Annotated in this window: 21 protein-coding genes and 2 tRNA genes; 6 read left to right on the top strand and 17 right to left on the bottom strand. The window is 31.5% G+C overall.

Annotation, left to right across the window (positions count from 1 at the left end):
* The first annotated feature begins 67 nt into the window (after positions 1–67).
* Positions 68–802, top strand: coding sequence for an RNA methyltransferase (locus NH341_RS07535; protein WP_253056280.1), 735 nt, complete (start codon positions 68–70; stop codon positions 800–802).
* Here the strand turns inward: NH341_RS07535 and NH341_RS07530 are convergent.
* The 4 genes from NH341_RS07530 to NH341_RS07515 all read right to left on the bottom strand — a co-directional run bounded on the left by NH341_RS07530 (position 799) and on the right by NH341_RS07515 (position 7,224).
* The gene (locus NH341_RS07530) at positions 799–2,043 is read right to left on the bottom strand and encodes a radical SAM protein (protein ID WP_253056278.1); all 1,245 of its coding nucleotides are present in this window, start codon (positions 2,041–2,043) and stop codon (positions 799–801) included. The genes NH341_RS07535 and NH341_RS07530 overlap by 4 nt on opposite strands.
* Before the next feature lie 76 nt (positions 2,044–2,119).
* The gene (locus tag NH341_RS07525; RefSeq protein WP_159614053.1) at positions 2,120–2,347 is read right to left on the bottom strand and encodes a hypothetical protein; all 228 of its coding nucleotides are present in this window, start codon (positions 2,345–2,347) and stop codon (positions 2,120–2,122) included.
* Between the two features lie 410 nt (positions 2,348–2,757).
* Positions 2,758–3,372: a deoxynucleoside kinase gene (locus NH341_RS07520; protein WP_047788603.1), complete on the bottom strand. Its 615-nt coding sequence runs from the start codon at positions 3,370–3,372 to the stop codon at positions 2,758–2,760.
* A gap of 168 nt (positions 3,373–3,540) precedes the next feature.
* Positions 3,541–7,224: a reprolysin-like metallopeptidase gene (locus tag NH341_RS07515; protein ID WP_253056276.1), complete on the bottom strand. Its 3,684-nt coding sequence runs from the start codon at positions 7,222–7,224 to the stop codon at positions 3,541–3,543.
* A gap of 86 nt (positions 7,225–7,310) precedes the next feature.
* Between NH341_RS07515 and lipB the strand changes: the two genes are divergently transcribed.
* Positions 7,311–8,015, top strand: a complete 705-nt coding sequence (gene lipB, locus NH341_RS07510; protein WP_047788602.1) for a lipoyl(octanoyl) transferase LipB — start codon at positions 7,311–7,313, stop codon at positions 8,013–8,015.
* Positions 8,016–8,063: 48 nt separating this feature from the next.
* On the opposite strand, the gene NH341_RS07505 is transcribed toward lipB, so the two are convergent.
* The 3 genes from NH341_RS07505 to rsgA form a co-directional block, all read right to left on the bottom strand.
* Entirely contained in the window at positions 8,064–8,708 is a 645-nt protein-coding gene (locus tag NH341_RS07505) for a YceI family protein (RefSeq protein WP_253056273.1), read from the bottom strand.
* Positions 8,709–8,773: 65 nt separating this feature from the next.
* A complete protein-coding gene (gene dtd / locus NH341_RS07500; RefSeq protein WP_047788600.1) occupies positions 8,774–9,226 on the bottom strand; it encodes a D-aminoacyl-tRNA deacylase in 453 nt (150 codons plus the stop codon).
* A gap of 73 nt (positions 9,227–9,299) precedes the next feature.
* On the bottom strand, positions 9,300–10,241 hold the full coding sequence (gene rsgA / locus NH341_RS07495) for a ribosome small subunit-dependent GTPase A (protein WP_159493304.1): 942 nt from the start codon (positions 10,239–10,241) through the stop codon (positions 9,300–9,302).
* A gap of 64 nt (positions 10,242–10,305) precedes the next feature.
* On the opposite strand from rsgA, the gene NH341_RS07490 reads away from it, so the two are divergent.
* Positions 10,306–10,764 carry a hypothetical protein gene (locus NH341_RS07490; RefSeq protein WP_159614049.1) on the top strand — a complete coding sequence of 153 codons (459 nt, stop codon included), beginning with the start codon at positions 10,306–10,308 and terminating at the stop codon, positions 10,762–10,764.
* A 24-nt stretch (positions 10,765–10,788) separates the two neighbouring features.
* Here NH341_RS07490 and NH341_RS07485 read toward each other — a convergent pair whose 3' ends face one another.
* The 8 genes from NH341_RS07485 to trxA all read right to left on the bottom strand — a co-directional run bounded on the left by NH341_RS07485 (position 10,789) and on the right by trxA (position 16,526).
* Positions 10,789–11,871, bottom strand: coding sequence for a bifunctional 3-deoxy-7-phosphoheptulonate synthase/chorismate mutase type II (locus NH341_RS07485; protein WP_159614047.1), 1,083 nt, complete (start codon positions 11,869–11,871; stop codon positions 10,789–10,791).
* 11 nt (positions 11,872–11,882) lie between these two features.
* Entirely contained in the window at positions 11,883–12,749 is an 867-nt protein-coding gene (locus tag NH341_RS07480; RefSeq protein WP_253056271.1) for a prephenate dehydrogenase, read from the bottom strand.
* A complete protein-coding gene (locus tag NH341_RS07475; RefSeq protein WP_253056269.1) occupies positions 12,749–13,891 on the bottom strand; it encodes a pyridoxal phosphate-dependent aminotransferase in 1,143 nt (380 codons plus the stop codon). Before NH341_RS07475 ends, NH341_RS07480 begins: the two co-directional genes overlap by 1 nt.
* The gene (locus NH341_RS07470; protein WP_253056267.1) at positions 13,888–14,712 is read right to left on the bottom strand and encodes a prephenate dehydratase; all 825 of its coding nucleotides are present in this window, start codon (positions 14,710–14,712) and stop codon (positions 13,888–13,890) included. The genes NH341_RS07475 and NH341_RS07470 overlap by 4 nt, the downstream gene beginning before the upstream one ends.
* 261 nt (positions 14,713–14,973) lie before the next feature.
* Positions 14,974–15,047, bottom strand: a tRNA-Asp gene (locus tag NH341_RS07465).
* Positions 15,048–15,089: 42 nt separating this feature from the next.
* Positions 15,090–15,163 (bottom strand) — tRNA-Asp (locus tag NH341_RS07460).
* Positions 15,164–15,217: 54 nt separating this feature from the next.
* Positions 15,218–16,138 carry a DUF58 domain-containing protein gene (locus NH341_RS07455; protein ID WP_073181843.1) on the bottom strand — a complete coding sequence of 307 codons (921 nt, stop codon included), beginning with the start codon at positions 16,136–16,138 and terminating at the stop codon, positions 15,218–15,220.
* Between the two features lie 70 nt (positions 16,139–16,208).
* Entirely contained in the window at positions 16,209–16,526 is a 318-nt protein-coding gene (trxA, locus tag NH341_RS07450) for a thioredoxin (RefSeq protein ID WP_028892415.1), read from the bottom strand.
* 321 nt (positions 16,527–16,847) lie between these two features.
* Here trxA and metK point away from each other — a divergent pair, with 321 nt between their 5' ends.
* Both metK and NH341_RS07440 read left to right on the top strand, forming a co-directional pair.
* Positions 16,848–18,101, top strand: coding sequence for a methionine adenosyltransferase (gene metK / locus NH341_RS07445; RefSeq protein WP_159614039.1), 1,254 nt, complete (start codon positions 16,848–16,850; stop codon positions 18,099–18,101).
* A gap of 247 nt (positions 18,102–18,348) precedes the next feature.
* A complete protein-coding gene (locus NH341_RS07440) occupies positions 18,349–19,113 on the top strand; it encodes a hypothetical protein (protein ID WP_159614037.1) in 765 nt (254 codons plus the stop codon).
* Positions 19,114–19,160: 47 nt separating this feature from the next.
* On the opposite strand, the gene sppA is transcribed toward NH341_RS07440, so the two are convergent.
* Complete coding sequence (gene sppA / locus NH341_RS07435; protein ID WP_159614035.1) at positions 19,161–20,906, bottom strand: signal peptide peptidase SppA; 1,746 nt, start codon at positions 20,904–20,906, stop codon at positions 19,161–19,163.
* Between the two features lie 65 nt (positions 20,907–20,971).
* Positions 20,972–21,403 carry a DUF6146 family protein gene (locus NH341_RS07430; protein WP_253056265.1) on the bottom strand — a complete coding sequence of 144 codons (432 nt, stop codon included), beginning with the start codon at positions 21,401–21,403 and terminating at the stop codon, positions 20,972–20,974.
* A 99-nt stretch (positions 21,404–21,502) separates the two neighbouring features.
* Between NH341_RS07430 and NH341_RS07425 the strand changes: the two genes are divergently transcribed.
* Positions 21,503–22,063 (top strand): DNA-3-methyladenine glycosylase I, encoded by a 561-nt coding sequence (locus tag NH341_RS07425; protein WP_047788590.1) that lies wholly within the window; start codon positions 21,503–21,505, stop codon positions 22,061–22,063.
* The last annotated feature ends 44 nt before the right edge of the window (positions 22,064–22,107 follow it).

The raw sequence follows: 22,107 nt of genomic DNA, 5'->3' as shown, positions 1-22,107 counted from the left end.
TTTACGCCTCGTATTAAGAATCAAAAATACTATTTTTTAGTGGTTTTAGAGTGTTAAAAATAATTTAATGAATTTATCTAAAAACAACATAAAGTTAATAACTAGTTTACAGCAAAAAAAGTATAGACAAAAGCATCAATTATTTGTAGCAGAAGGTGTAAAGGTGGTTAATGAATTACTAGCGTCTTCTTTGGTAGTAGAACAATTATATACTACAGAAGAGTCTTTTATTTCTTCAAAAAATGTAGAGGTTATTTTGATTTCTGAAAATGAGTTAAAAAAGATTAGTACTTTAAAAACACCAAACAAAGTTTTAGGAATTTTTAAAATTCCAAACAAAAAAGAGGTTAATAAGGGCAATTTTATAGTTGCTTTAGATGGTATTAATGACCCAGGAAATCTAGGAACAATTATTCGTTTGTGTGATTGGTTTGGGATTTCTGAGTTGGTATGTTCTAAAAATACGGTTGATTGTTATAATCAAAAAGTGGTACAGTCTACCATGGGATCGTTAACTAGAGTTCAGGTTTCATATGTTGATTTGCCTAAGTTTTTAAAGAGTACTCCATTGCCTGTTTATACAGCAGATATGCATGGTGATAATGTTTATACTACTCCATTACCTCAAAAAGCAGTTTTAGTAATGGGAAATGAGGCAAATGGAATTTCTCTTGAAATTGCTGATATTGTAAAAAACACTGTAACCATCCCAAGGTTTGGCGATTTACAAAAAACGGAGAGTTTAAATGTTGCCACTGCTACAGCTATATTATTAAGTGAGTTTAAAAGAAACTTGATTTAATATGATTGATTAGCTAATGCTTTATTTTTCTTAGAGAAAGCTTCCAATTCTTTTTTGTAAGGAGTGTAAGTGCTTTGAGCAAAAGTTGAAAGATAATTTGTAATTTCTATAGGTTTTATTGGTTGGATGTTCTCTTTTTTATGTAGCTCTGGATAACATGATATAAAGAACTTTTGTATGTGAGCAATAAGCTTAATTAAATCATTACAGTAAACAGAAGGGTTATTGAAACCATTTTTTTTGCTATAACGATGAACCAATCTACCTCCTTTACAAATTTCATTTAATGGACATTCTAAGCATTGTGTACAAAGCTTTGTGTTAAAATCATTAAAATATAATTTACCTAAAGAGGTATGTTGTATGTCTTGAAAATTGTTCTTTTTAATATTAAGACCTGTTTTAGTAAAACCGTGACCGCAAGCTTTAAGAGAATCAATAGCCTCGATTTCTCCATTCGTTTCGATAACCAAAACGGTTGATTCGTTTTTTGCTTTTTCATTAATTCTCATTAGAGAGTTTAACAAGCCTAAAAATAATGGGATTTTAAATTGATTCGTATCTTTAATCCAGATATCAAATAAATTAATTAACCAATCGGCCATTAAGGTTTTGTCTTTATCGAAGGGAAAATTGTCATGTGTGTAATCAGGAATTAAAAAGTTTACATAGCTAACATTCATTTTTTTAAAACTATCGTAAATTTCTTTTGGGCTTTCTTCAATATTAATAACACAAGCTATGTCAGCAAAATTCATTTCATTTTTTAATAACTTGACACTTTCAAAAACTGTGTCGTAGCTGCCATTTCCTTTATGGTCTACTCTATACATATCGTGTGCCTCTTTAGTTCCGTCAACGCTTACACTAGGGTAAATGTTCAAGCTTTTGAATAGCTGTATCCAACTTTTATCTAAAAGAACACCGTTTGTTTGCAAGTCAAAAGAAAAAGATACATCGGTTAGTTCTTGTTGTACTTTGTGCACTTTATTTATAAAATTAATATAAAAATCTTTAGAAGCGAGTAGAGGTTCGCCTCCATGGAAAATAAAGGAAAATTCTTTTTTATTATACTTTTTTATATAATTTTTAGTCTTTTCAATAATATTATCAACAACTTTTGAAGACATGAATTTAGGTTGGTTTTTATAGGTAGTGTCTCCAAGATTATACATAAAACAGTATGAACAATTAAGATTACATCTACTAGCAATTTTTATAGCTAAAGAATTAAAATTCATAATTAGAAAAGGTGTTGGTTAAAACAAGGAAACTATACAGTGTATAATTTCCTTGAGAAGATTTTAAAATTCTGTGTTATAATCTGAAGTGCTCTTTTTCAGCTTCAACTTCTATTAATTTCACACATTTTTGTAGCTTGTTACTCCAAACTAATCCGTCAGGACATACTCTTCCTCCTCCACTAGTAGGGTAATAAATTTCTTCTTCCACATAAATAGCTCCTCCTTTAACAAGATCTAGATTGTCAGCTTGTAAGTTTGTGAACTTTTCTAATCCCTTTGGTAAAAAAAATGTTTTCTTCATAATTATTAATTTTAAGTTAATTGCTTACTCTATTTCTTTTTAAGTTTAAAAGATTACATTTTCAGCTACCTGTAAATCATTAAACTAATAGAAGTTAATAGGCTTGTTTTTAAACAAGTTTCTTAAATGAATTGCAGCAAATATTAATGATTTGAGATGAAAAAGTAAGGTGACTAGGTGACTATTTATAAAAAATGGATGCATAATTTAAAAATTATAACACCCTTTTAGAGGGGTAATTAACTTGTTTTTGAAGAGAAGAGATTTGAGAGTAAGATTTCTGTTTGAAGGTGGATTTTATTTTTTAGGATAGCGAATACGCTATAAAGATATAGATTGATAAAAGAAAACCTCTTTGTTTTTACTAAAAAACAAAGAGGTTGTTATTGTAGGCTTAAATTCTTTAAAACTTAAAATAATCCATTTATTTGAGCATCTATTCTATCGATAATAAAACCTAAGTCTTCTTGGTTATCAACAAAATCTAAATTATCAACATCTATAATTAATAATTTACCTTTATTGTATTGACTAATCCAAGCTTCATAGCGTTCATTTAACCTACTTAAATAATCAATACTAATAGAGTTTTCATATTCTCTACCACGTTTATGAATTTGACCTACGAGTGTAGAAATATCTGCACGTAAATAAATTAATAAATCAGGAGGGGTTACTAAGTTTTCCATTAATTCAAATAATGAAGAATAGTTACTATAATCTCTATTGGTCATAAGCCCCATTGCATGTAGGTTTGGAGCAAAAATATGAGCATCTTCATAAATAGTTCTATCTTGAATTATTTTTTTACCAGATTTACGAAGTTCTAAAACTTGACGAAAACGGCTATTTAAAAAGTATACTTGCAAATTAAAAGACCAACGCTCCATTTCTCCATAAAAATCATCTAAGTATGGATTTTCATCAACCGATTCAAAATGAGCTTCCCAATCGTAGTGTTTTGCTAATAATTTAGTTAAAGTGGTTTTTCCCGCGCCTATGTTTCCGGCAATTGCTACGTGCATAATTGTTTGTGTAAAAATGTTTTTAATATTGCTGGCACAGCCAGATTAGGGGGTGGTAAAATTACATAAAAAAAGGAATTAAGAAACAAGTTTAATAAATGAATATTAGATAAAAATAAAAAGCAAGCCAATTAGCTTGCTTTTTACTTTTCTGACATAGTTTATAACCTACTTAACAACTATTTTTCTTGTCACTTGTTTACCCGCATTTTCAACTTGTAATAAATAAAGTCCGCTTGTAGCTTTGGTTAATTGTATTTCTTCATTAAACTGACTAGAAATAGTTGAAAATTTTTGTGTTTCAAGTAATCTTCCCCTAAAATCAAAAAGTCTAATAATTGTTGATTTTTTATCTTTTACCTTGAAGTTTATTGTTAGCTTTTTATTTAATAGCGTGGGTGTTGGGCCTATTTTTAAATCATTAAACAACGTATTGTCTGTAGCAAAGCTTTCTTCAACGGTAATAGTATAGTCTTCTACCTCACCATTAAAATTTAATCCACAAGAATTAGGATTACTATTTACTTTTGTAGAAATTCTCATAGTTGTAGAACCTAATAAAGCATCTTCAGGAACGATAATAGAAAGAGTATTAGAAGTTAAGTCATAAGTTTCATTAGCATCAAATGCACAGTTTTGGTTCCAGTCTATCCAAGCAAATGTGTTTGTATTACTGTTTCCTGCTGTATTGATAGTGGTTGTTAAATCATAAGTTTCTCCTCTAACTACTTGGGTTGTTACTGATTTAAAATCAGAGTACCCATTTGCTTTATCAGAATTATTGTTGATACCATTAAAAGTAACATTAGTAATACTTAATTGAGACTCAGTGTTACCTGAAGAATTACAAAGGCTGTTGTTTACGTTTAAAAGGATATTTACTGATTTAGCCATTGAACCTGATGCTGCAGTAACAGTAATTGTGTAATCTCCTGTATCTACTTCTTTGGCGGTTAAATTACTTATTGTTAAGGTAAATTTTCCACTAGCATTCATACTAGTAGGGTTTGATGTTACATTTAGGTTAGTTGGTGATACTGAATAAGAAAGATTAACAGTTTCATTAAACCCATACAAAGCTGTATAATCAAAATCAAAGGTTACTTCATTTGTAGCTTGTTTACATACAGATAGGTCTCCTGTACTATTAGAAATAGAAAAAGTAGGTTCTAAAACTGTAATAGTATAATCTTCAACTTCACCATTAAAGCCCAAGTTACAAGAATTTGGGTCAGCGTCTGACCTTGTAGAAACTCTCATAATAGTTTCTCCTGTTGGGATGCCTTCAGGAACCGTGATTAAAATAGCGCTAGTAGAGGTTAAGTCGTAAGTTTCATTAGTATCAAAAACACAATTTTGGTTCCAGTCAATCCAAGCAAATGTTTTTACATTATCATTTCCAGCTGTATTAATAGTAGTTGTTAAGTTATAGTTGTTACCCCTAACTACCTCAGTGTTTTGACTGGTGAAGTTAGAATAACCAGTTGTTTTAGTAGAGTTATTGTTAATACTATTAAAGGTAACATTCGTAATGCTCAATTGCGATGCAATATTTCCAGAAGAATTACAAAGATTGTCATTTACGTTTAAAAGTATATCAACAGATTTAGTTATTGAACCTGACGTAGCTGTAACAGTAATTGTATAATCTCCTTTTGAAATATTTGTAAGGTTAGTTACCGTTAAGGTAAACTTACCGCTACTACTTATTGAAGAATTACTTAACGTAACAGTAGAGTTAGCAGGAGCTCCTGAGTAAGACAAATTTACTGTTTCATTAAATCCGTATAAAGCATTGTAGTCAAAATCAAAAACAAGCTCATTTGTAGCTATATTACATACAGATAAATCTCCTGTATTATTAGCTATTGAATATGTTGGAGCTGTAGGGAAAATGGTTAAATTGCTATTGTTTATGTTATAAAAAATATTATCTGAAGCTTCTACTAATATTCGTGCATTTGTAGTAGGGGTATCAGGTATAATAATATCTTCTGAACCGTCATTTGGTGTATTGTTTTTTAGAGTGATAGGGTAAGTAAGGCCTCCATCTGTTGAAAGTTTTATGTTTACATTAGCACAGTTAATAGGTGATTGGTCTGTAGTTCCTTTATTCCATATAATGGTTTGGGTTGAACCAACTCCCCAAGATACCGCAGAATTAGGAGATGTTACAGTAAAAGCTTCAGCGTTTGTAACAGTTATTTTTATATCATCTCTAGCTGAGCTACCTCCTCCTATATGATTATCTCTAACTGTAAAGGCGAAATCTAATTCTCTTGCCACAGAAGGTAAAACTTCCCATGTGGTAGAAGTATTACCACTTAATACGGTAGATAGTGCAGGCATGTATCTATCAGCTGATGAAGAAGGAAGTAATGATCTGAACATAGGACCTCCTGTATTTGTAGATAATGGAGACATGGTTGCTACTTCATTATCAATTTGTTCCCAAGTATAAGATAAAGATTCTGTTCCATCAACATCTGTAGCGGTTCCTTTTAAAACAAATGGTGTCGATTTAGGAATACTAACATTATTTCCCGCATTAGCTGTAGGAGCAGTATTACCTGTGTTTGAAGTGCTGGCACAATTCCCTGAACCTTGAATATGATTCCACATTTGAGCAATGCTAACCGCATGAAAATAGTCATCACTTACATTTTGTACATTTGGACCGCAAATACCAGCATATCCCATAATTGTTGAACCACTACCTGGTTCAACAGCAGTACTAGAGCTTCTATTCCCCTCACATGAATTATTAAATGTATGAGTAGCTCCGAATTGGTGTCCAATTTCATGAGCAACATAATCTATATCGTAAGTATCTCCTATAGGTCGGCTTCTTCCTGTAACTCCTTGAGCCTTATAGTTTGTAGCACAAACAGAGTTTAGCTGAGCTAGTCCTCCTGCTCCAGTACTAAACGTATGTCCAATATCATAATTAGCATCACCAATAATTTCATCACATTTTTCTTGACTTTCATCAATCAAGGTTCTGGCACTATCATTTGTTAAGCCATCTGTATCAGCATCTAAAAAGATTAAAGCATCATTATTGTCTACGATAACCATTCTTACAGCTAAATCTCTTTCATAAACCTCATTAACACGAGTAATTGTAGTATTCATAGCAGATAGTACAGCTGCTTTTTTTTCTGCATCACTAGCTGTAGATGGTACTCTTTGGTTGTTTATGTGAAACTGAGCATATTCACCTGTACAAGCAATGGCCATTCTATAGGTTCTTAAATTGCCATCATCAGCATTTCTTCGTTGATGTGGTGATATGTTATTTTTTTGTACAGTGTCTTCTACCTTACATGAAAATTCATCTTTGCTTGGAGGTAGACTACTTTTCTTATAAACAATATATTCTTTATAGTCTTTGGTGTATGGATTTATGTAGGAAGTACCTTCATTTGCTGAAGAAATAATTACGTGAACTCCATCTTTTCCAATACTTATCTTAGCCGAAGAAGAAGGATTGTCAATTCCTTGAGCTGAAAAAGATTTAATCATAGGGTATTTTTCAGCTAGGGAAGGAGCTAAATAAGAAGTTTCTTTTATAGAAAATCTTTCTAGTTGTCCGTTAGCATTAGGAAGCTGGATAATTTTTGAATTAGATGTATTTTTAGATAATGAGTTAGGCAATGTATTTTTAAAGCCTTCTAAGTTTAAACTCATTAAAATGTATTCTTTAGGTAAAGTGTTATTTGTATTAAAAATTTCTTTCTTTTGTTGAGTAATGGCGTCTTTATGACTCCTTGTCCATAGTTGTTGTGAAAACAAGCTAGCTATTGATAAATAGAAAGCAAATAAAAAAGGAAGGGTACTTTTTTTAAACATGATTTTTGTTATTGATATACGTTTAGTTTATAACAGTAAAACTCTAAATTTCCCTACCTTTGTAGGGTAGTTTAGCGCCACAATTTATGAATAAAAAAATAAGAATTAGTGATCTAGGAAGAAAAGATTACAAGGAAACATGGGATTATCAAACGAATCTTTTAGATGAAATAGTATCATTAAAAAGAGAAAGAAGAAATGGAGATAGTGAAATAGAAACTCCTAATTACTTTTTGTTTGTAGAGCACCCGCATGTGTACACCTTAGGGAAATCAGGAGATATAAAAAATCTTTTGTTGAATGAAGAAAAATTAAAAGAGAAAGAAGCAACTTTTTATAAGATTAATAGAGGAGGGGATATAACTTATCATGGACCAGGACAAATTGTTGGTTATCCAATTTTAGATTTAGAAAATTTTTTTACAGACATCCATAAATATTTACGTTTGTTGGAGGAATCAATCATTTTAACAATAGCAGAGTATGGGTTGGAAGGAGAAAGAAGTGAAGGAGAAACAGGTGTATGGCTTGGAGTAGGTACGCCGTTTGCTAGAAAAATTTGTGCCATGGGAATTAGAGCCAGTAGATGGGTAACTATGCACGGTTTTGCTTTAAATGTGAATGCTAACTTAGGTTATTTTGATAATATTATTCCTTGTGGAATACGTGGAAAAGCTGTTACTTCAATGGAAGTTGAATTAGGTAGAAAGGTCTCGGAAGAAGAGGTAAAAGAGAAAATTATAAAACATTTTAAAGAACTGTTTGAAGTGGAAGAGTTTATAAAAGCATAAAAAAAGGTTGACAATTGTCAACCTTTTTTTATGCTTTAGAACTAAAAATTATTTTTTAGCTTTGATTTCAAAAGAAATTTCCATTAAATCATTGATGAATTTGTCTTTTAAAGCAGCGTCAATTTTTTTAGACTTGTAAGTAACACCAAAGTCAGTTCTGTCAATACTAAAAGTATCACTTTTAAAAGTTACCATATCATCAGCTTCTGTAATAGTAGCAGGTATAGTAATACTTTTAGTAACGTCTTTAAGAGTTAAGTTCCCTGTAACGTGTACTTTTCCACCTTTTACTTCAGAGTTAGCTACTTGAAATTTAGCAGTAGGGAATTTTTCAACATCAAAGAAATCAGCATTTTTTAAGTGTCCCTCTAAATCTTCTTTACCGTCTCCAGCTTTTAAATCTTCACAAGAAATAGTAGTCATGTCAATAATGAACTCACCAGATTTTACGTTTCCGTTTTCGATTTCTAACGTTCCTTTACTTAAACTTACGACACCATTATGAGAACCAGTAGGTTTGCTACCTTTCCAAGCAACAGAAGATTCAGCGATGTTAGCCTTATAAGTATTAATAACATTCTCTGTTTTTGCAACTTCTTTAATTTCGTCACTAACAGTAGTCTTGTTTTTATCTGTTTTACAAGAAACAGCTCCAATTGCAACAAATGCAATAGCTAAAATTGTTTTTTTCATTTTTGTGTTTTTAATAATGATACTTAATCAGATACAAATATAATTAAAAATAATTCCCATGGAAATTATTTTTTATCTTTGGAATCAATAATGATAGTTATAGGTCCATCATTTAGCAACTCTACCTTCATATCCGCACCAAACTGACCTGTTTGTACTTTTTTACCTAAATCAACCTCAATTTGTTGAACAAACTTTTCATATAAAGGAATAGCAACATCAGGTTTGGCAGCTTTAATATAACTAGGACGATTTCCTTTTTTGGTAGAAGCGTGTAAAGTAAATTGACTTACTATAATAGCATCTCCATTTATATCTTTAATCGATTTATTCATAACACCTTCTTCGTCATTAAAAATACGAAGGTTTGTTATTTTGTTTGAGAGCCATTTAATATCATCAGGTGTATCTTCAGTAACAATTCCAAGTAAAATTAAAAGCCCTTGTTGTATTTTAGCTACTCTTTCACCTTCAATAGTAACGCTAGCTTTTGAAACACGTTGAATGACAATTTTCATTTTATATAAATTGTTGAATTTTTAAATATTTGAATGTTTTGAACCTTAGTGGAGATTAGACTAAAAAATTATATTACTCCCAAATGTCGGTTCTGTAGTGTTCTTCTTCGCCTTCTAAAATTTGTAGATAACTTTTATAACGAGACCAAGCTATTTCTTCATTTTCTAAGGCTTCTTTAACTGCGCACTGTGGTTCGTTAATATGAATGCAATTGTTGAATTTGCAGTTTTGTTTTAAAGCAAAAAACTCAGGAAAATAATCGCCTAATTCATCTTTGTCCATATCAACTACACCAAAACCTTTAATTCCGGGAGTGTCAATAATACGAGCATTAAAACTTAAATCGAACATTTCAGCAAACGTAGTAGTGTGTTGTCCTTGTTTGTGTTGTTCAGAAATTTCTTTCGTTTTTAAGTCTAAAGATGGTTCAATAGCGTTAACTAAGGTTGTTTTTCCAACTCCTGAATGACCTGCAAACATACTTACTTTGTCTGTCATCATCTCTTTTATTTTATCAATATTGATGTTTTTAGTCGCGGAAACTTCAATGCATTTGTAACCGATGGCTTCATAAATATCTTTTAAATACAAAATTTCGGCACGCTGCTCAATTTCGTAAGAATCAATTTTATTGAAAACTAATATAGTTTTAATTGAATAGGCTTCGGAAGTAACTAAAAAGCGATCAATGAAAGTCGTAAATGTAGGAGGGTTGTCAATAGTAATCAATAAAAACACCTGATCAATATTAGAAGCAATAACATGAGTTTGTTTTGAAAGATTAACAGACTTGCGAACGATATAGTTTTCTCGTTCGTGAATATTAGTAATCAATCCTGTTTCTTCATCATTTTTAGTTTCTAACGAAAAATCAACAATATCACCTACAGAGATGGGATTGGTACTTTTAATTCCTTTGATACGAAACTTTCCTTTAATGCGACACTTATATAGCTCGCCTTCAGATTTTACCCAATACCAACTTCCTGTAGATTTGTAAACCGTTCCTATCATAAAACAAAGATGCGGATTATTCATAAAAATATAATATATTCGTTGCTTAAATTTTAAAAACATTATGAAAAAATTATTATTAGCAATTGCTTTTGCTGTATCATCGTTTTCGGTTGTAGCTCAGTCTTATGAGTACAAAGTGATTACAAGTGTTGAGTCAACGGTTCCAAATGGAATGGGGAGGTCAAGGTTATTATCTTCTAATGAAAGTAGAGATTTTAAAGATTTCACCTCAACAAGATCTGATGATAAAGAAAAAGATAAAAGAAACAAATCTGATCGTTCAGAAATTAGAGTTAAAAATTTTGAAGAAACAAAATTATTAAACTTCTTTAACTTAGGAGGAATAAGGTTCCAAAACATTGTAGCTAATGATGCTGTTATTTCTTCGAAAATTAACACTATGACAGAAGAAGGATGGGACTTAGCTTTTGTTAATACAGGAGTAGAAAGTTATGGAGGTAAAGGAGATAAAAATGGATTATTTATAACAAGATATATCTTTAAAAGATTAAAGAAATAAAAAAAGCGCCATTTGGCGCTTTTTTTATTTATTAATTATTTTCTCTTGATGATTGATACTTTCTTGATGTATTGCTTTGAACATTTTAAGTACAAACTCTTCACTTAAACCACGTTCATCACCTTCTAAAATCATTTTGCCTAGTATCTCATTCCACCGTTTAGTTTGTAAAATAGCGACGTTTTTCTCTTTTTTTAACTGACCAATAGAGTCTGCTATTTTCATACGCTTTCCTAACATTTCAATGAGTTGATGATCTACTACGTCAATTTGAGTACGTAGCGTATTTAAAGCATTTCTGTACTCAGTTTCTGTATCTGTGGCTTTTCTAACTTTTAAATCAATCATCATTTGAATTAATGATTTAGGAGTAATTTGCTGAGCTGCATCGCTCCATGCATTATCTGGATCGTAATGAGTTTCAACCATTAAACCATCAAAATTTAAGTCTAATGCAGTTTGACAAACATCGAAAATAATATCACGACGACCAGCGATGTGTGACGGATCACAAATCAGTGGTAAATCAGGGAAACGGTTTTGCAATTCAATAGGAATTTGCCATTCAGGGTTGTTACGGTACCTTGTTTTTTCATAAGTAGAGAATCCTCTATGAATAACCCCTAGTTTTTTAATGTTTTTAGCGTACAAGCGTTCTATGGCACCTAACCACAATGGTAAATCGGGGTTTACAGGGTTTTTTACTAAAACAATTTTATCTGTACCCTCTAAAGCATCTGCTATTTCTTGAACAATAAAAGGACTTACGGTAGTGCGAGCACCAATCCATAAGATGTCTACGTCGTGCTCAATTGCAAGTTTTACGTGGTCTTTGTTAGCTACTTCAGTAGCAATTAACATTCCTGTTTCTTGCTTTGCTTTTTGTAACCATTTTAGCCCTAAAGCACCCACACCTTCAAAATTACCTGGTCTTGTACGAGGTTTCCAAATTCCAGCTCTTAAAACAGTAGCATCTGTATCTTTTAATTCGTGTGCAATTTGTAGTACTTGTTCTTCTGTTTCGGCGCTACAAGGTCCTGCAATTACTAGTGGATGCCCTAACCCGAAAGCATCTAACCATTTTTTTAACTCTTTTGTATTCTCCATTTTTGATATTCTTATTGTTGAGGTATTCCCTCTAAAATTCCATTTAATATTTGTTTTATATGATTGGTGTTTTCCATTTCTATATAGATTTCTGGAAAATCGTTGTTTTCTAATAAAGTTTTGAATTGTTGTAAGTTATGAATATATTCATTCAGAGACTCAATAACATTTTCTTTATTTTGCTCAAAAATAGGTGTCCACATTGCTGGTGAGCTTTTTGCTAAACGCACAGTAGAAGCAAATCCACTACCAGCCATATCAAAAATGTCACGCTCGTTTTTCTCTTTTTCAATAACTGTTTTACCTAACATGAAAGAGCTGATATGTGATAAATGTGATACATAGGCTATATGCTTATCGTGCGATTTTGGATCCATGTATCGAATACGCATTCCTAATTTTGAAAATATATCTAATGCTTTTTCCTGTAATTTGAAAGCTGTTTTTTCTACTTCACAAATAATGTTGGTTTTACCTCTAAATAAATTTGTCAAAGCCGCATTAGGTCCTGAAAATTCCGTTCCAGCAATAGGGTGTGTTGCTAAAAAATTTCTTCTTTTCGGATGATTTTTAACAGCATCGCAAATCAGTTCTTTAGTCGAACCTACATCAAAAACCAAACAAGTATCAGAGATGCTATCTAATGTTTTTAAGATCACCTCTTTAGAAACATCTACAGGAATGGCAACAATAACGATATCTGCATTTTTCAACTCTGAAAAAGTTGCTTTTTGATGGATAATCCTTTTCTCTAAAGCAAGGTCTCCATGCTCTTCGTTGGAATCTATTCCGTAGATAGTAGCATTTTTAAATCCTAGCTGAATATCTAAGGCAAAACTTCCGCCGATTAATCCTAGTCCTATGATAAATACGTTCATTATATTCTGTTGATTGCTTCGTTAATTTTTTCTTCTGGAACGCATAATGAGAAACGAATATAGCCTTCTCCTTGATTACCAAAAATGGTTCCTGGAGCAGCGAAGATGTGTTTATTATATAGTAAATCATCAATCATTTCTTCAGATGTTTTTCCATCAGGAAGTTTGCACCAAACAAACATTCCAGATGCGTTTTTATCGTAGGTACATCCTAATTTTTCTGCTAACTCAAACACTAGTTTTTGCCTTTTTTTATAGGTGTTGTTTAGTTGAGTAAACCAATCCTTATCTAGTTCTAATGCTTTGGTAGCTCCTTTCTGAATTCCATAAAACATACCTGAATCCATTTGAGTTTTTACTTTTAAAATTTCAGTTAAAAATTCAGGTTTACCTAATAACATTCCAACACGCCATCCAGCCATGTTAAAAGATTTACTCACTGAGTTTAATTCTAAAGCAACATCTTTTGCGCCTTCAATTTGTAAAATACTTTGAGGGTGTTCATTCAATATAAAGCTATACGGATTGTCATTTACAATAATTATGTTATGTTTTTTTCCAAAGTCAATCAACTTTTGAAAAGTTTCTTTGGTAGCATCGGCACCCGTTGGCATGTGCGGATAATTTACCCACATCAACTTTATTCTTGAGGTGTCGAGTTTTTCCAAAGCTTCAAAATCAGGTTGCCAGTTAGTAGCTTCATCTAAATTGTAAAAAATAGGTTTACCTCCTAGTAAATTAGTAACAGAGCTATAGGTCGGGTATCCTGGATTAGGAATTAATACCTGATCTCCTTCGTTTAAAAAAGCCAATGAAATATGCATAATTCCCTCTTTACTTCCCATTAAAGGAAGTACTTCGTTAGCAGGATTAATACTAACTTGATAGTTTTTATGATAAAAACTTGAAACAGCTTGTCTAAATTCAGGTAAGCCTTGATAACTCTGATAACTATGTGCTCCAGTATCTTGTAAACTATCTTGAATAGCTTTCAATACTGATGTTGGAGGTTGTAAATCAGGGCTCCCAATTCCAATATTTATGATTGGTTTACCTTCTGAAATTAATTGACGTACTTCTTGTAGTTTTTTAGAGAAGTAGTATTCCTGTACGGTTTGTAGTCTGTTAGCAAACTGTATCATAATCTTCCGTTTTTGTATTCGCCTAATATTTTAAATTCTTCTGCCATAATTTGTATGATGGCTTTTGCTTTTTCGTAATCTTTATATTTTTCAAAAGTTACATCTACGAAAAAAGAGTACTTCCAAGGTGTCTCGATTTTGGGTAGCGATTGTATTTTAGTAAGGTTTAATTTACAGTCGCTCATTACATTTAGTACTGTAGCTAAACTTCCTCTTTTGTGATCTAGTTCAAATTTTAATGAAGCTTTATTGATTTCACTTTTACCATTTTTTGGAAGACTTGTTTGAAGAAATACAAAACGAGTTGCGTTGTTTTTAATCGTTTGAATTTCATCTTCAATAACTGATAAATTAAAAATATCAGCAGCCATTTTTGGTGCAATTGCTGCAACTCCTTTTAATTGTTGATCCGCGATTCTTTTTGCAACAGCGGAAGTGTCAACATCTTCAACTAACTTGATGTGCTTATGTTGTTTGAAAAATTCTTTACATTGTAGTAATGCCATTGGATGTGAGCAAACCTCAGTAATGTCTTCAATTCGTTGGTCAGGTAACGCCATTAAATGATGATGTATAGACAAGTAATACTCACCAGAAATATGCAAATTGTACTTGTCAATTAGGGCATAGTTGGGTATGATTGAGCCTGCTATGGTGTTTTCTAAAGCCATAATTGCTTGCTCACTTCTTGAATTAATAAGGCTATCAACCAATACGTCAAAAGATAAGCACTTGTGTAAGTCGATGTTTTCTCCGTAGTAGTTGTTTGCAACAATATGGTGGTTGCTTCCTTGTATTCCTTGAATGGCTATTTTTTTCATTTTACATCAAAAAAAAAGCCTCGATAAATTCGAGACTTTGATTGGGTATATATTTTTTGTTAGGTTAACAATATGATACAAAGTCTCGTCTCTTACTAAAAAAGTAAAAGTAAAAATAGAAACCTTGCCATACGTTTTGTAACATCATTGTATTTGTGTTTTTTGTACGGAACAAATCTTAGAAATAAATTTAACTAAACCAAATTTTTTTTAAAAAAAGTGTAAAAAAGAAAAAAGCTTCTCAAAATGAGAAGCTTTTTGCGGTCTGGACGGGACTCGAACCCGCGACCCCATGCGTGACAGGCATGTATTCTAACCAGCTGAACTACCAGACCGTTGCTTTAAGCAATATGTTATATGTTTTAGAGAAACTTTAGCGGTCTGGACGGGACTCGAACCCGCGACCCCATGCGTGACAGGCATGTATTCTAACCAGCTGAACTACCAGACCGTTGCTCTAAGCGGATGCAAATATATAACCTTTTTTTAAATAAAAAAGAGTTATTTATAAAAAATTCTGTCTAGTGATAAGATAAGCTATAAGCACTTTATCATAACCTTCACTAATATCTACAGGAATGTAATCTATTTTATATTGTAAGCATTTGTTTTTTAGGTTTTTGAAAAAAAAGGAGCTCAATTCTTGATATTTTTGCTGTACATTTTCTGCGTATAAATTTATTTCTTCTCCAGTTTCAACATCCACAAATTTTTTTGGTGAGTTATCAAAATCAAACAAAAATTCTGTTTTTTTATCATATGTATGAAACAATACTACTTCATGTTTATTAAATTTTAGATGTCTTAAAGCATTAAAAAGTTCTTCTTCATTCTTTGAAGTTTGAAACATATCGGTAAATAAGAAAATTAAAGACCTTCTATGAATCTTCTCTGCTATTTCATGTAAGTATTGATAGGTTTTTGTATTTGAAGTAGAATTAGATGATAATAAATGCTCTAATTGATGTAATAACATTTTACGATGACGTTCACTACCTTTTTCTGGAGCATAGTATTCATAAGTGTCAGAGTAAATACTTAAACCAACAGCATCACGTTGTCGCTTTAAGATATCCATTAAAGAGGCAGCTGCTACTGCAGAGAAACCAATCTTATTTAAATCATTTATTGATTCATTATTGCTTGGAGGATAATGCATCGACGCAGAATTATCAATGATTATATGACACCTAAGATTCGTTTCTTCTTCGTACTTTTTAGTGTACAATTTTTCAGTTTTGGCAAATAGCTTCCAATCTATATGTCGAGTACTTTCTCCTTTGTTGTAGAGTTTGTGTTCAGAAAATTCAACTGAAAATCCGTGAAATGGACTTTTATGCATTCCTGTAATAAAGCCTTCTACCACTTGTTTAGCAAGTAGCTCAAGGTTGTTAATTTTTGAAGCAGTACTGTTTAAATCAATCATAGATTACCGAAAATAACAAAAGGTTTGGCGATAGCCAAACCTTTTTTATAATATCAAATAATATCTTTACTTATAAAGCAGCATCAATTTTATCTGTATATGCTTTTTTTGGAGCAGCACCAACTTGTTTGTCTACAACTTCTCCGTTTTTGAAGATTAATACAGTTGGTATGTTTCTTACACCATACTTAGCGGCAAATTCTTGGTTTGCATCTACATCTACTTTTCCAACTACAGCCTTACCATCGTATTCATTACTAATTTCATCAACGATAGGAGATACCATTCTACAAGGTCCACACCAAGCTGCCCAAAAATCTACTAATACTGGTTTGTCAGATTTTAATACTACTTCTTCGAAAGAAGCATCTGTAATTTCTAATGCCATTTTATTTATGTTTTATCTAAAGTTATTTTCTTATTTATTTACGTACAAATGTAAACAAATATTTTACCAATACAATTTTACAAAAATTACTTTTTATTATCATAATATCAATACTTTCTATTTATTTACGTGTAAGTTTGTTTTTGTGTATGTAAAATAATCTATAACTTTGTCAAATATATTTTGAGGAAAAATTTGACTGATTGCAACCTCATTGAACAATGATTCAAAATAAAAATGCTAAAGCAGTAATTTCTACTCCTTTTAGCGACTTAGCAATTCAGATTTTTTCTTTTAGTTAAATTTTAAAAAAAAGTATTTATGTCATATTTTTTTACTTCAGAAAGTGTTTCTGAAGGACATCCAGATAAAGTAGCAGATCAAATATCTGATGCTCTAATAGATAATTTTTTAGCTTTTGATTCAAATTCAAAAGTAGCATGTGAAACATTAGTAACAACTGGTCAAGTAGTATTAGCAGGAGAAGTTAAGTCTTCTACTTACTTAGATGTTCAAAAAATTGCTCGTGAGGTAATTAATAAAATTGGATATACCAAAGGTGAGTATATGTTTGACGGTAATTCTTGTGGAGTGTTATCAGCAATTCATGAACAGTCAGATGATATTAACCGTGGAGTAGATAGAGCTTCAAAAGAAGAGCAAGGAGCAGGTGATCAAGGAATGATGTTTGGTTATGCGACAAACGAAACTGAGCATTATATGCCGTTAGCGTTAGATTTATCACATATAATTTTAAAGGAATTAGCAGCAATCCGTAGAGAGAATAAGGAAATTACTTATTTACGTCCAGATGCTAAAAGTCAGGTAACTATTGAGTATTCTGACGATAACGTACCGCAACGCATTGAGGCAATTGTAGTTTCTACTCAACATGATGATTTTGCTGATGATGAAACAATGTTAGCTAAAATTAGAAAAGATATTGTTGAGATTTTAATTCCTAGAGTAAAAGCACAATTAACTCCAGAAATTCAAGCGTTATTTAATGATGATATTAAATATCATATTAATCCAACAGGAAAGTTTGTAATTGGTGGACCTCATGGAGATACAGGGTTAACAGGCCGTAAGATTATTGTTGATACTTATGGAGGAAAAGGAGCGCATGGTGGTGGTGCATTTTCTGGAAAAGATCCAAGTAAAGTAGATCGCTCTGCAGCGTATGCAACACGTCATATAGCTAAGAATTTAGTAGCTGCTGGAGTGGCTGATGAGGTTTTAGTACAAGTATCGTATGCTATTGGAGTAGTAGAACCGATGGGTATTTTTGTAGATACTTACGGAACTTCAAGAGTGGATTTAACTGATGGAGAAATTGCTCAAAAAGTTTCTGAAATTTTTGACATGCGTCCACACGCTATTGAAGATCGTTTAAAGTTACGTAATCCAATGTATAGTGAAACAGCAGCTTACGGGCATATGGGAAGAAAAAATGAAGTAGTTTCTAAAACATTTACACAACCTAATGGAGAAAGTAAAACAATGGAAGTTGAATTGTTTACTTGGGAAAAATTAGATTATGTGTCTAAAGTAAAAGAGAGTTTCGGTTTGTAATAAACGAAATAAAAACATAGTGAAAAATACCTGTAATTTTATTGCAGGTATTTTTTTATACAGCTATTTTTGTATGAAATTTAAAAACAATATAAACCGAACTTGTTTTTTATATTTTTCAAATTGCTAAAAATTGCTGTTCTCTTCTTTTACTCATTTCTATTAATTGTCTTAAAGATTTTATGTAGGGGGAAATACTTAGTTTTTGCTTGAACAATAAAAATGAGTTCATTAAAAATCACAAAAAATGAAAAAATTAAAGTATGTTTTTGCTATTGGATTAGGAGTAGTATTATTAACCTCATGTAGTAGCTCTGCTTCAGACGATTTTGATGAAGTTAACGGAGAAGCTAAAAAGAAAAGATTAAAAACTGTTGCAGCGACAAATCAAGAAAATGAAACAATTACTACACAGTTTATGTATAATGCTGAAAAAGAATTGGTAAGTGTTTCTGGAACAAATGGAACAGACGCTACTTTAATAAACTATAGCAATGACGGGAGTACTATTAAGGTGACAGAAGACAGCGATCTTTCAGAAAGCCTTTCAATAGAAGAGTTGTATCAATCACCATATAATATTTATGAAACAGGAATGGCATTAGAATATGATTCTAACAAAAATCCTAGTAAAGTTTTATTTCAAGTTGAGGTTTATGATTGGGAAACTGAAATGAATGTTGTTGAAAATTATACAGCAGAAATATTTTATGACAATAAGCCAAATATGTATTTTTCTACTTTAGAATCTGCTGGGCTTATTGAAATTTTAGATGGAGTTGATGTTAGTTTTGGTGTGAATCCTCAAGCTTCAGAAGTAATTAAAGCTAGAAGATTATTGCCATTAAATAACGTAACGAAGATTATCTATAAAGACGGAGGTGATAACGTTATAGGTACTTTAACTGTAGATTATACTTATGATTCGGATGGGTACCCTTTAATAGGAAAAGGAGTAGCTGTTGCTGGTGAAGAATCAATTGCTATAAATACTACTTATAGTTACGAATAAACTAGATTATAATAAAAAAGCCTCGACATTGTCGAGGCTTTTCTTTTTTACTTCACTTGAAATACAAAGGGTATTCTAGCTTGAATTCCTTTTAGGTTTTTCATTTTGTGAATATTATGGTATAATTGGTGATTTTCATCACCTAAAGTTTCTTTAAGTATTTCTTCTTTTGAAGCTTTCATGAATGGAGAGAACTTTAGAGCCTCTTTTAAGTCAGTTTTGTAATTAGGGTAATTACGAACTCTAAAATTTTGAACCTCTGCTAATTCAGCGGCAACTTTAATAGCGTCATTTAATCCTCCTAATTGATCTATTAAGCCATTTTCAATAGCTTCTTTACCAGTCCAAACTCTACCTTGTGCAATTTCGTTTACTTGTTCAAAAGTCATGTTACGCCCTGCAGAAACACGGTTAACAAAAGTAGTGTAGATTTGTTCAACACCTTCTTTAGTTACATCGTAGAATTTCTGGTTCATTGGCTCAAAAACACTATAAGAAGCACTGTTGTTAGTAGAGACTTGTTCTGCATTGATACCAATATTATCGGTAAACTGACTAAAGTTAGGAATGGCTCCAAAAACTCCAATAGATCCTGTAATTGTAGTAGGTTCTGCAATAATTTTGTTAGCATTACAAGCAATATAGTAACCTCCAGAAGCTGCATAGTTACCCATAGAAACTACTAAAGGTTTTTCTTTTTTTGTTAATTCTAGTTCACGCCAAATTAATTCAGAGGCTAAAGCACTACCTCCAGGTGAATTTACGCGAAGTACGATAGCTTTTACATTATCATCTTTTCGGGCTTTTCTGATAGCTTTGTTTATAATTCCTTGTCCGATATAGTCTTCGCTTCCTTCTCCATACACAATATCACCTTGTGCATAAATTACAGCGATTTTATCTTTAGCAGTAGAAGAAATTCTTCCTTTTCCAGAGTTTATGTAGTCTTCAATAGAAATAGTATTTACTTTCTTATCAGAACCCATAGCTAACTTCTTTTCGTATTCATCTTCATAAATAGAAGCATCTATTAAATTATTTTCTTTTGCTACAGTAATATTTCTTCCATTAGAATTATCAGCAATAAGGTTTAGTTTTTTTATAGAAATGTTTCTACTCTTACTAATATCATCTGTGATTTCTGACCAAATTGATTTTAAAAATGAAGTGGTTTGTTCGCGGTTAGCTTCGCTCATTTCATTTTCCAAGAAAGGTTCAACTGCACTTTTATATTTTCCGTGACGAATAACCTCCATTTTAATACCATATTTGTCTTCAAAGTCTTTGAAATATAAAATTTCGGTAGATAAACCTCTAAAGTCAATAGCTCCTACTGGGTTTAAGAATAAACTGTCAGCAACAGAGCTTAGGTAGTAATTTTTTTGAGTATAAATGTCATTATATGCATATACAAACTTACCGCTTTCTTTAAACTCTTCAATTTTGTTTCGTATGGCTTGTGTTTGGGCAATACCAGCATTAACAAAAGGTGTTTTAATACTTATTCCTTTTATTTTATCATCAGTTTTTGCATTTTCAATAGCGTTGATAATTTTGTTTAAAGCCAATTTTTCATCTGTTAGTTCTAGAGCTTCAGCAATAGGATTGTCTTCTTTTGGAGCATAATCTTTAATAGGGGGTGATAAGTCTAATTCTAAAACTGAGTTTGATTTTACAACAATTTTTTCTTCAGCTCCTACAATAGCAGCTATAGCAAAAAAGAATACAAACAGTAAAAATAAGGCAATGAAAAAGCCTAGAACAGAGGCAAGTAAATTTCTTAAAAACTTCATGTTATATGATTAATTTTTTGAGCAAATATACAGTTTTTAGAAAGATGCCTTATACTAAGATATTGCTAGTTCCAGCGATTTATTCCTACCCCCAAGTTCATGCGGTATTTTCGTTGAGCGAACTCAAAATAATTAAAAAGTTTATAATTTACTTCATAGCCATAATCAACGTGTGGACTATAATCAATTACATTTTCATAAATGTTTGAATTAAATTGTAAAGGATTCCTAGCTCGATAATTCCATGTGTTTACATACAAACGGTTTTTATTTTCGAGGTATTGTTGTGAATAAAATCCTACGGGTTTAGCAATGCTGTTTAAATAGGTAGTAAAACCAGGGTCTATAATTATAATTTCATATTCTAAACTATCATTAGCAATTACAACTGGTTCCTCTTTAGGAGTGTTAGAAGTATTTTTTATAGGCGAGGAACTGCAAGCCCATATCATAATTCCAATAATGCTAAGAAAAAGAATGCGTTGTAAGGTTTTCATAATCAGTATGATTTATAATTATAAAGTTGCAAAAATTATTCCATTTTTCATTGATTTTTAATTTGTTTAACAGTAATTTTCAGCATTAAATAATAGAAAATGAAGAAAAGATGTTTTTGGGTTAGTGATGACCCACTATATATTGAGTATCACGATAATGAATGGGGAGTGCCTGTATATGATGACGATAAGCTGTTTGAGTTTTTAATATTAGAAACTTTCCAAGCAGGTTTGAGTTGGATTACAGTTTTGAAGAAAAGAGAAAACTTTAGAAAGGCATTTGATAATTTCGACTATAAAAAAATAGCAAAATACTCTGAAGACAAATATGAAGAATTGCTTCAAGATGCTGGAATTATAAGAAATAAATTAAAGATAAAAGCGACTATAACCAATGCTCAGGCTTTTATGAAAGTACAAGAAGAGTTTGGTACGTTTTCAAAATATATTTGGGCTTTTACTAATGGACAACCGATAGTGAATAGGTTTGAAAAGAGAGAAGAAGTACCGGCAACAACAGAGCTTTCTGACGCGATTTCAAAAGATTTAAAAAAACGAGGATTTAAGTTTGTAGGTTCAACAGTAATTTATGCACATATGCAGGCGACAGGAATGGTAAACGACCATACAACCGACTGTTTCCGATATCATGAAGTTTAAATTTCGTAATTTTAGCGTTCAAAAAATAAATTTAAAAATATATA

Source organism: Tenacibaculum sp. XPcli2-G, from assembly GCF_024124505.1.
GTDB classification, from domain to species: Bacteria; Bacteroidota; Bacteroidia; order Flavobacteriales; family Flavobacteriaceae; genus Polaribacter; species Polaribacter mesophilus.
This window is presented reverse-complemented; position numbering and strand designations above follow the sequence as displayed.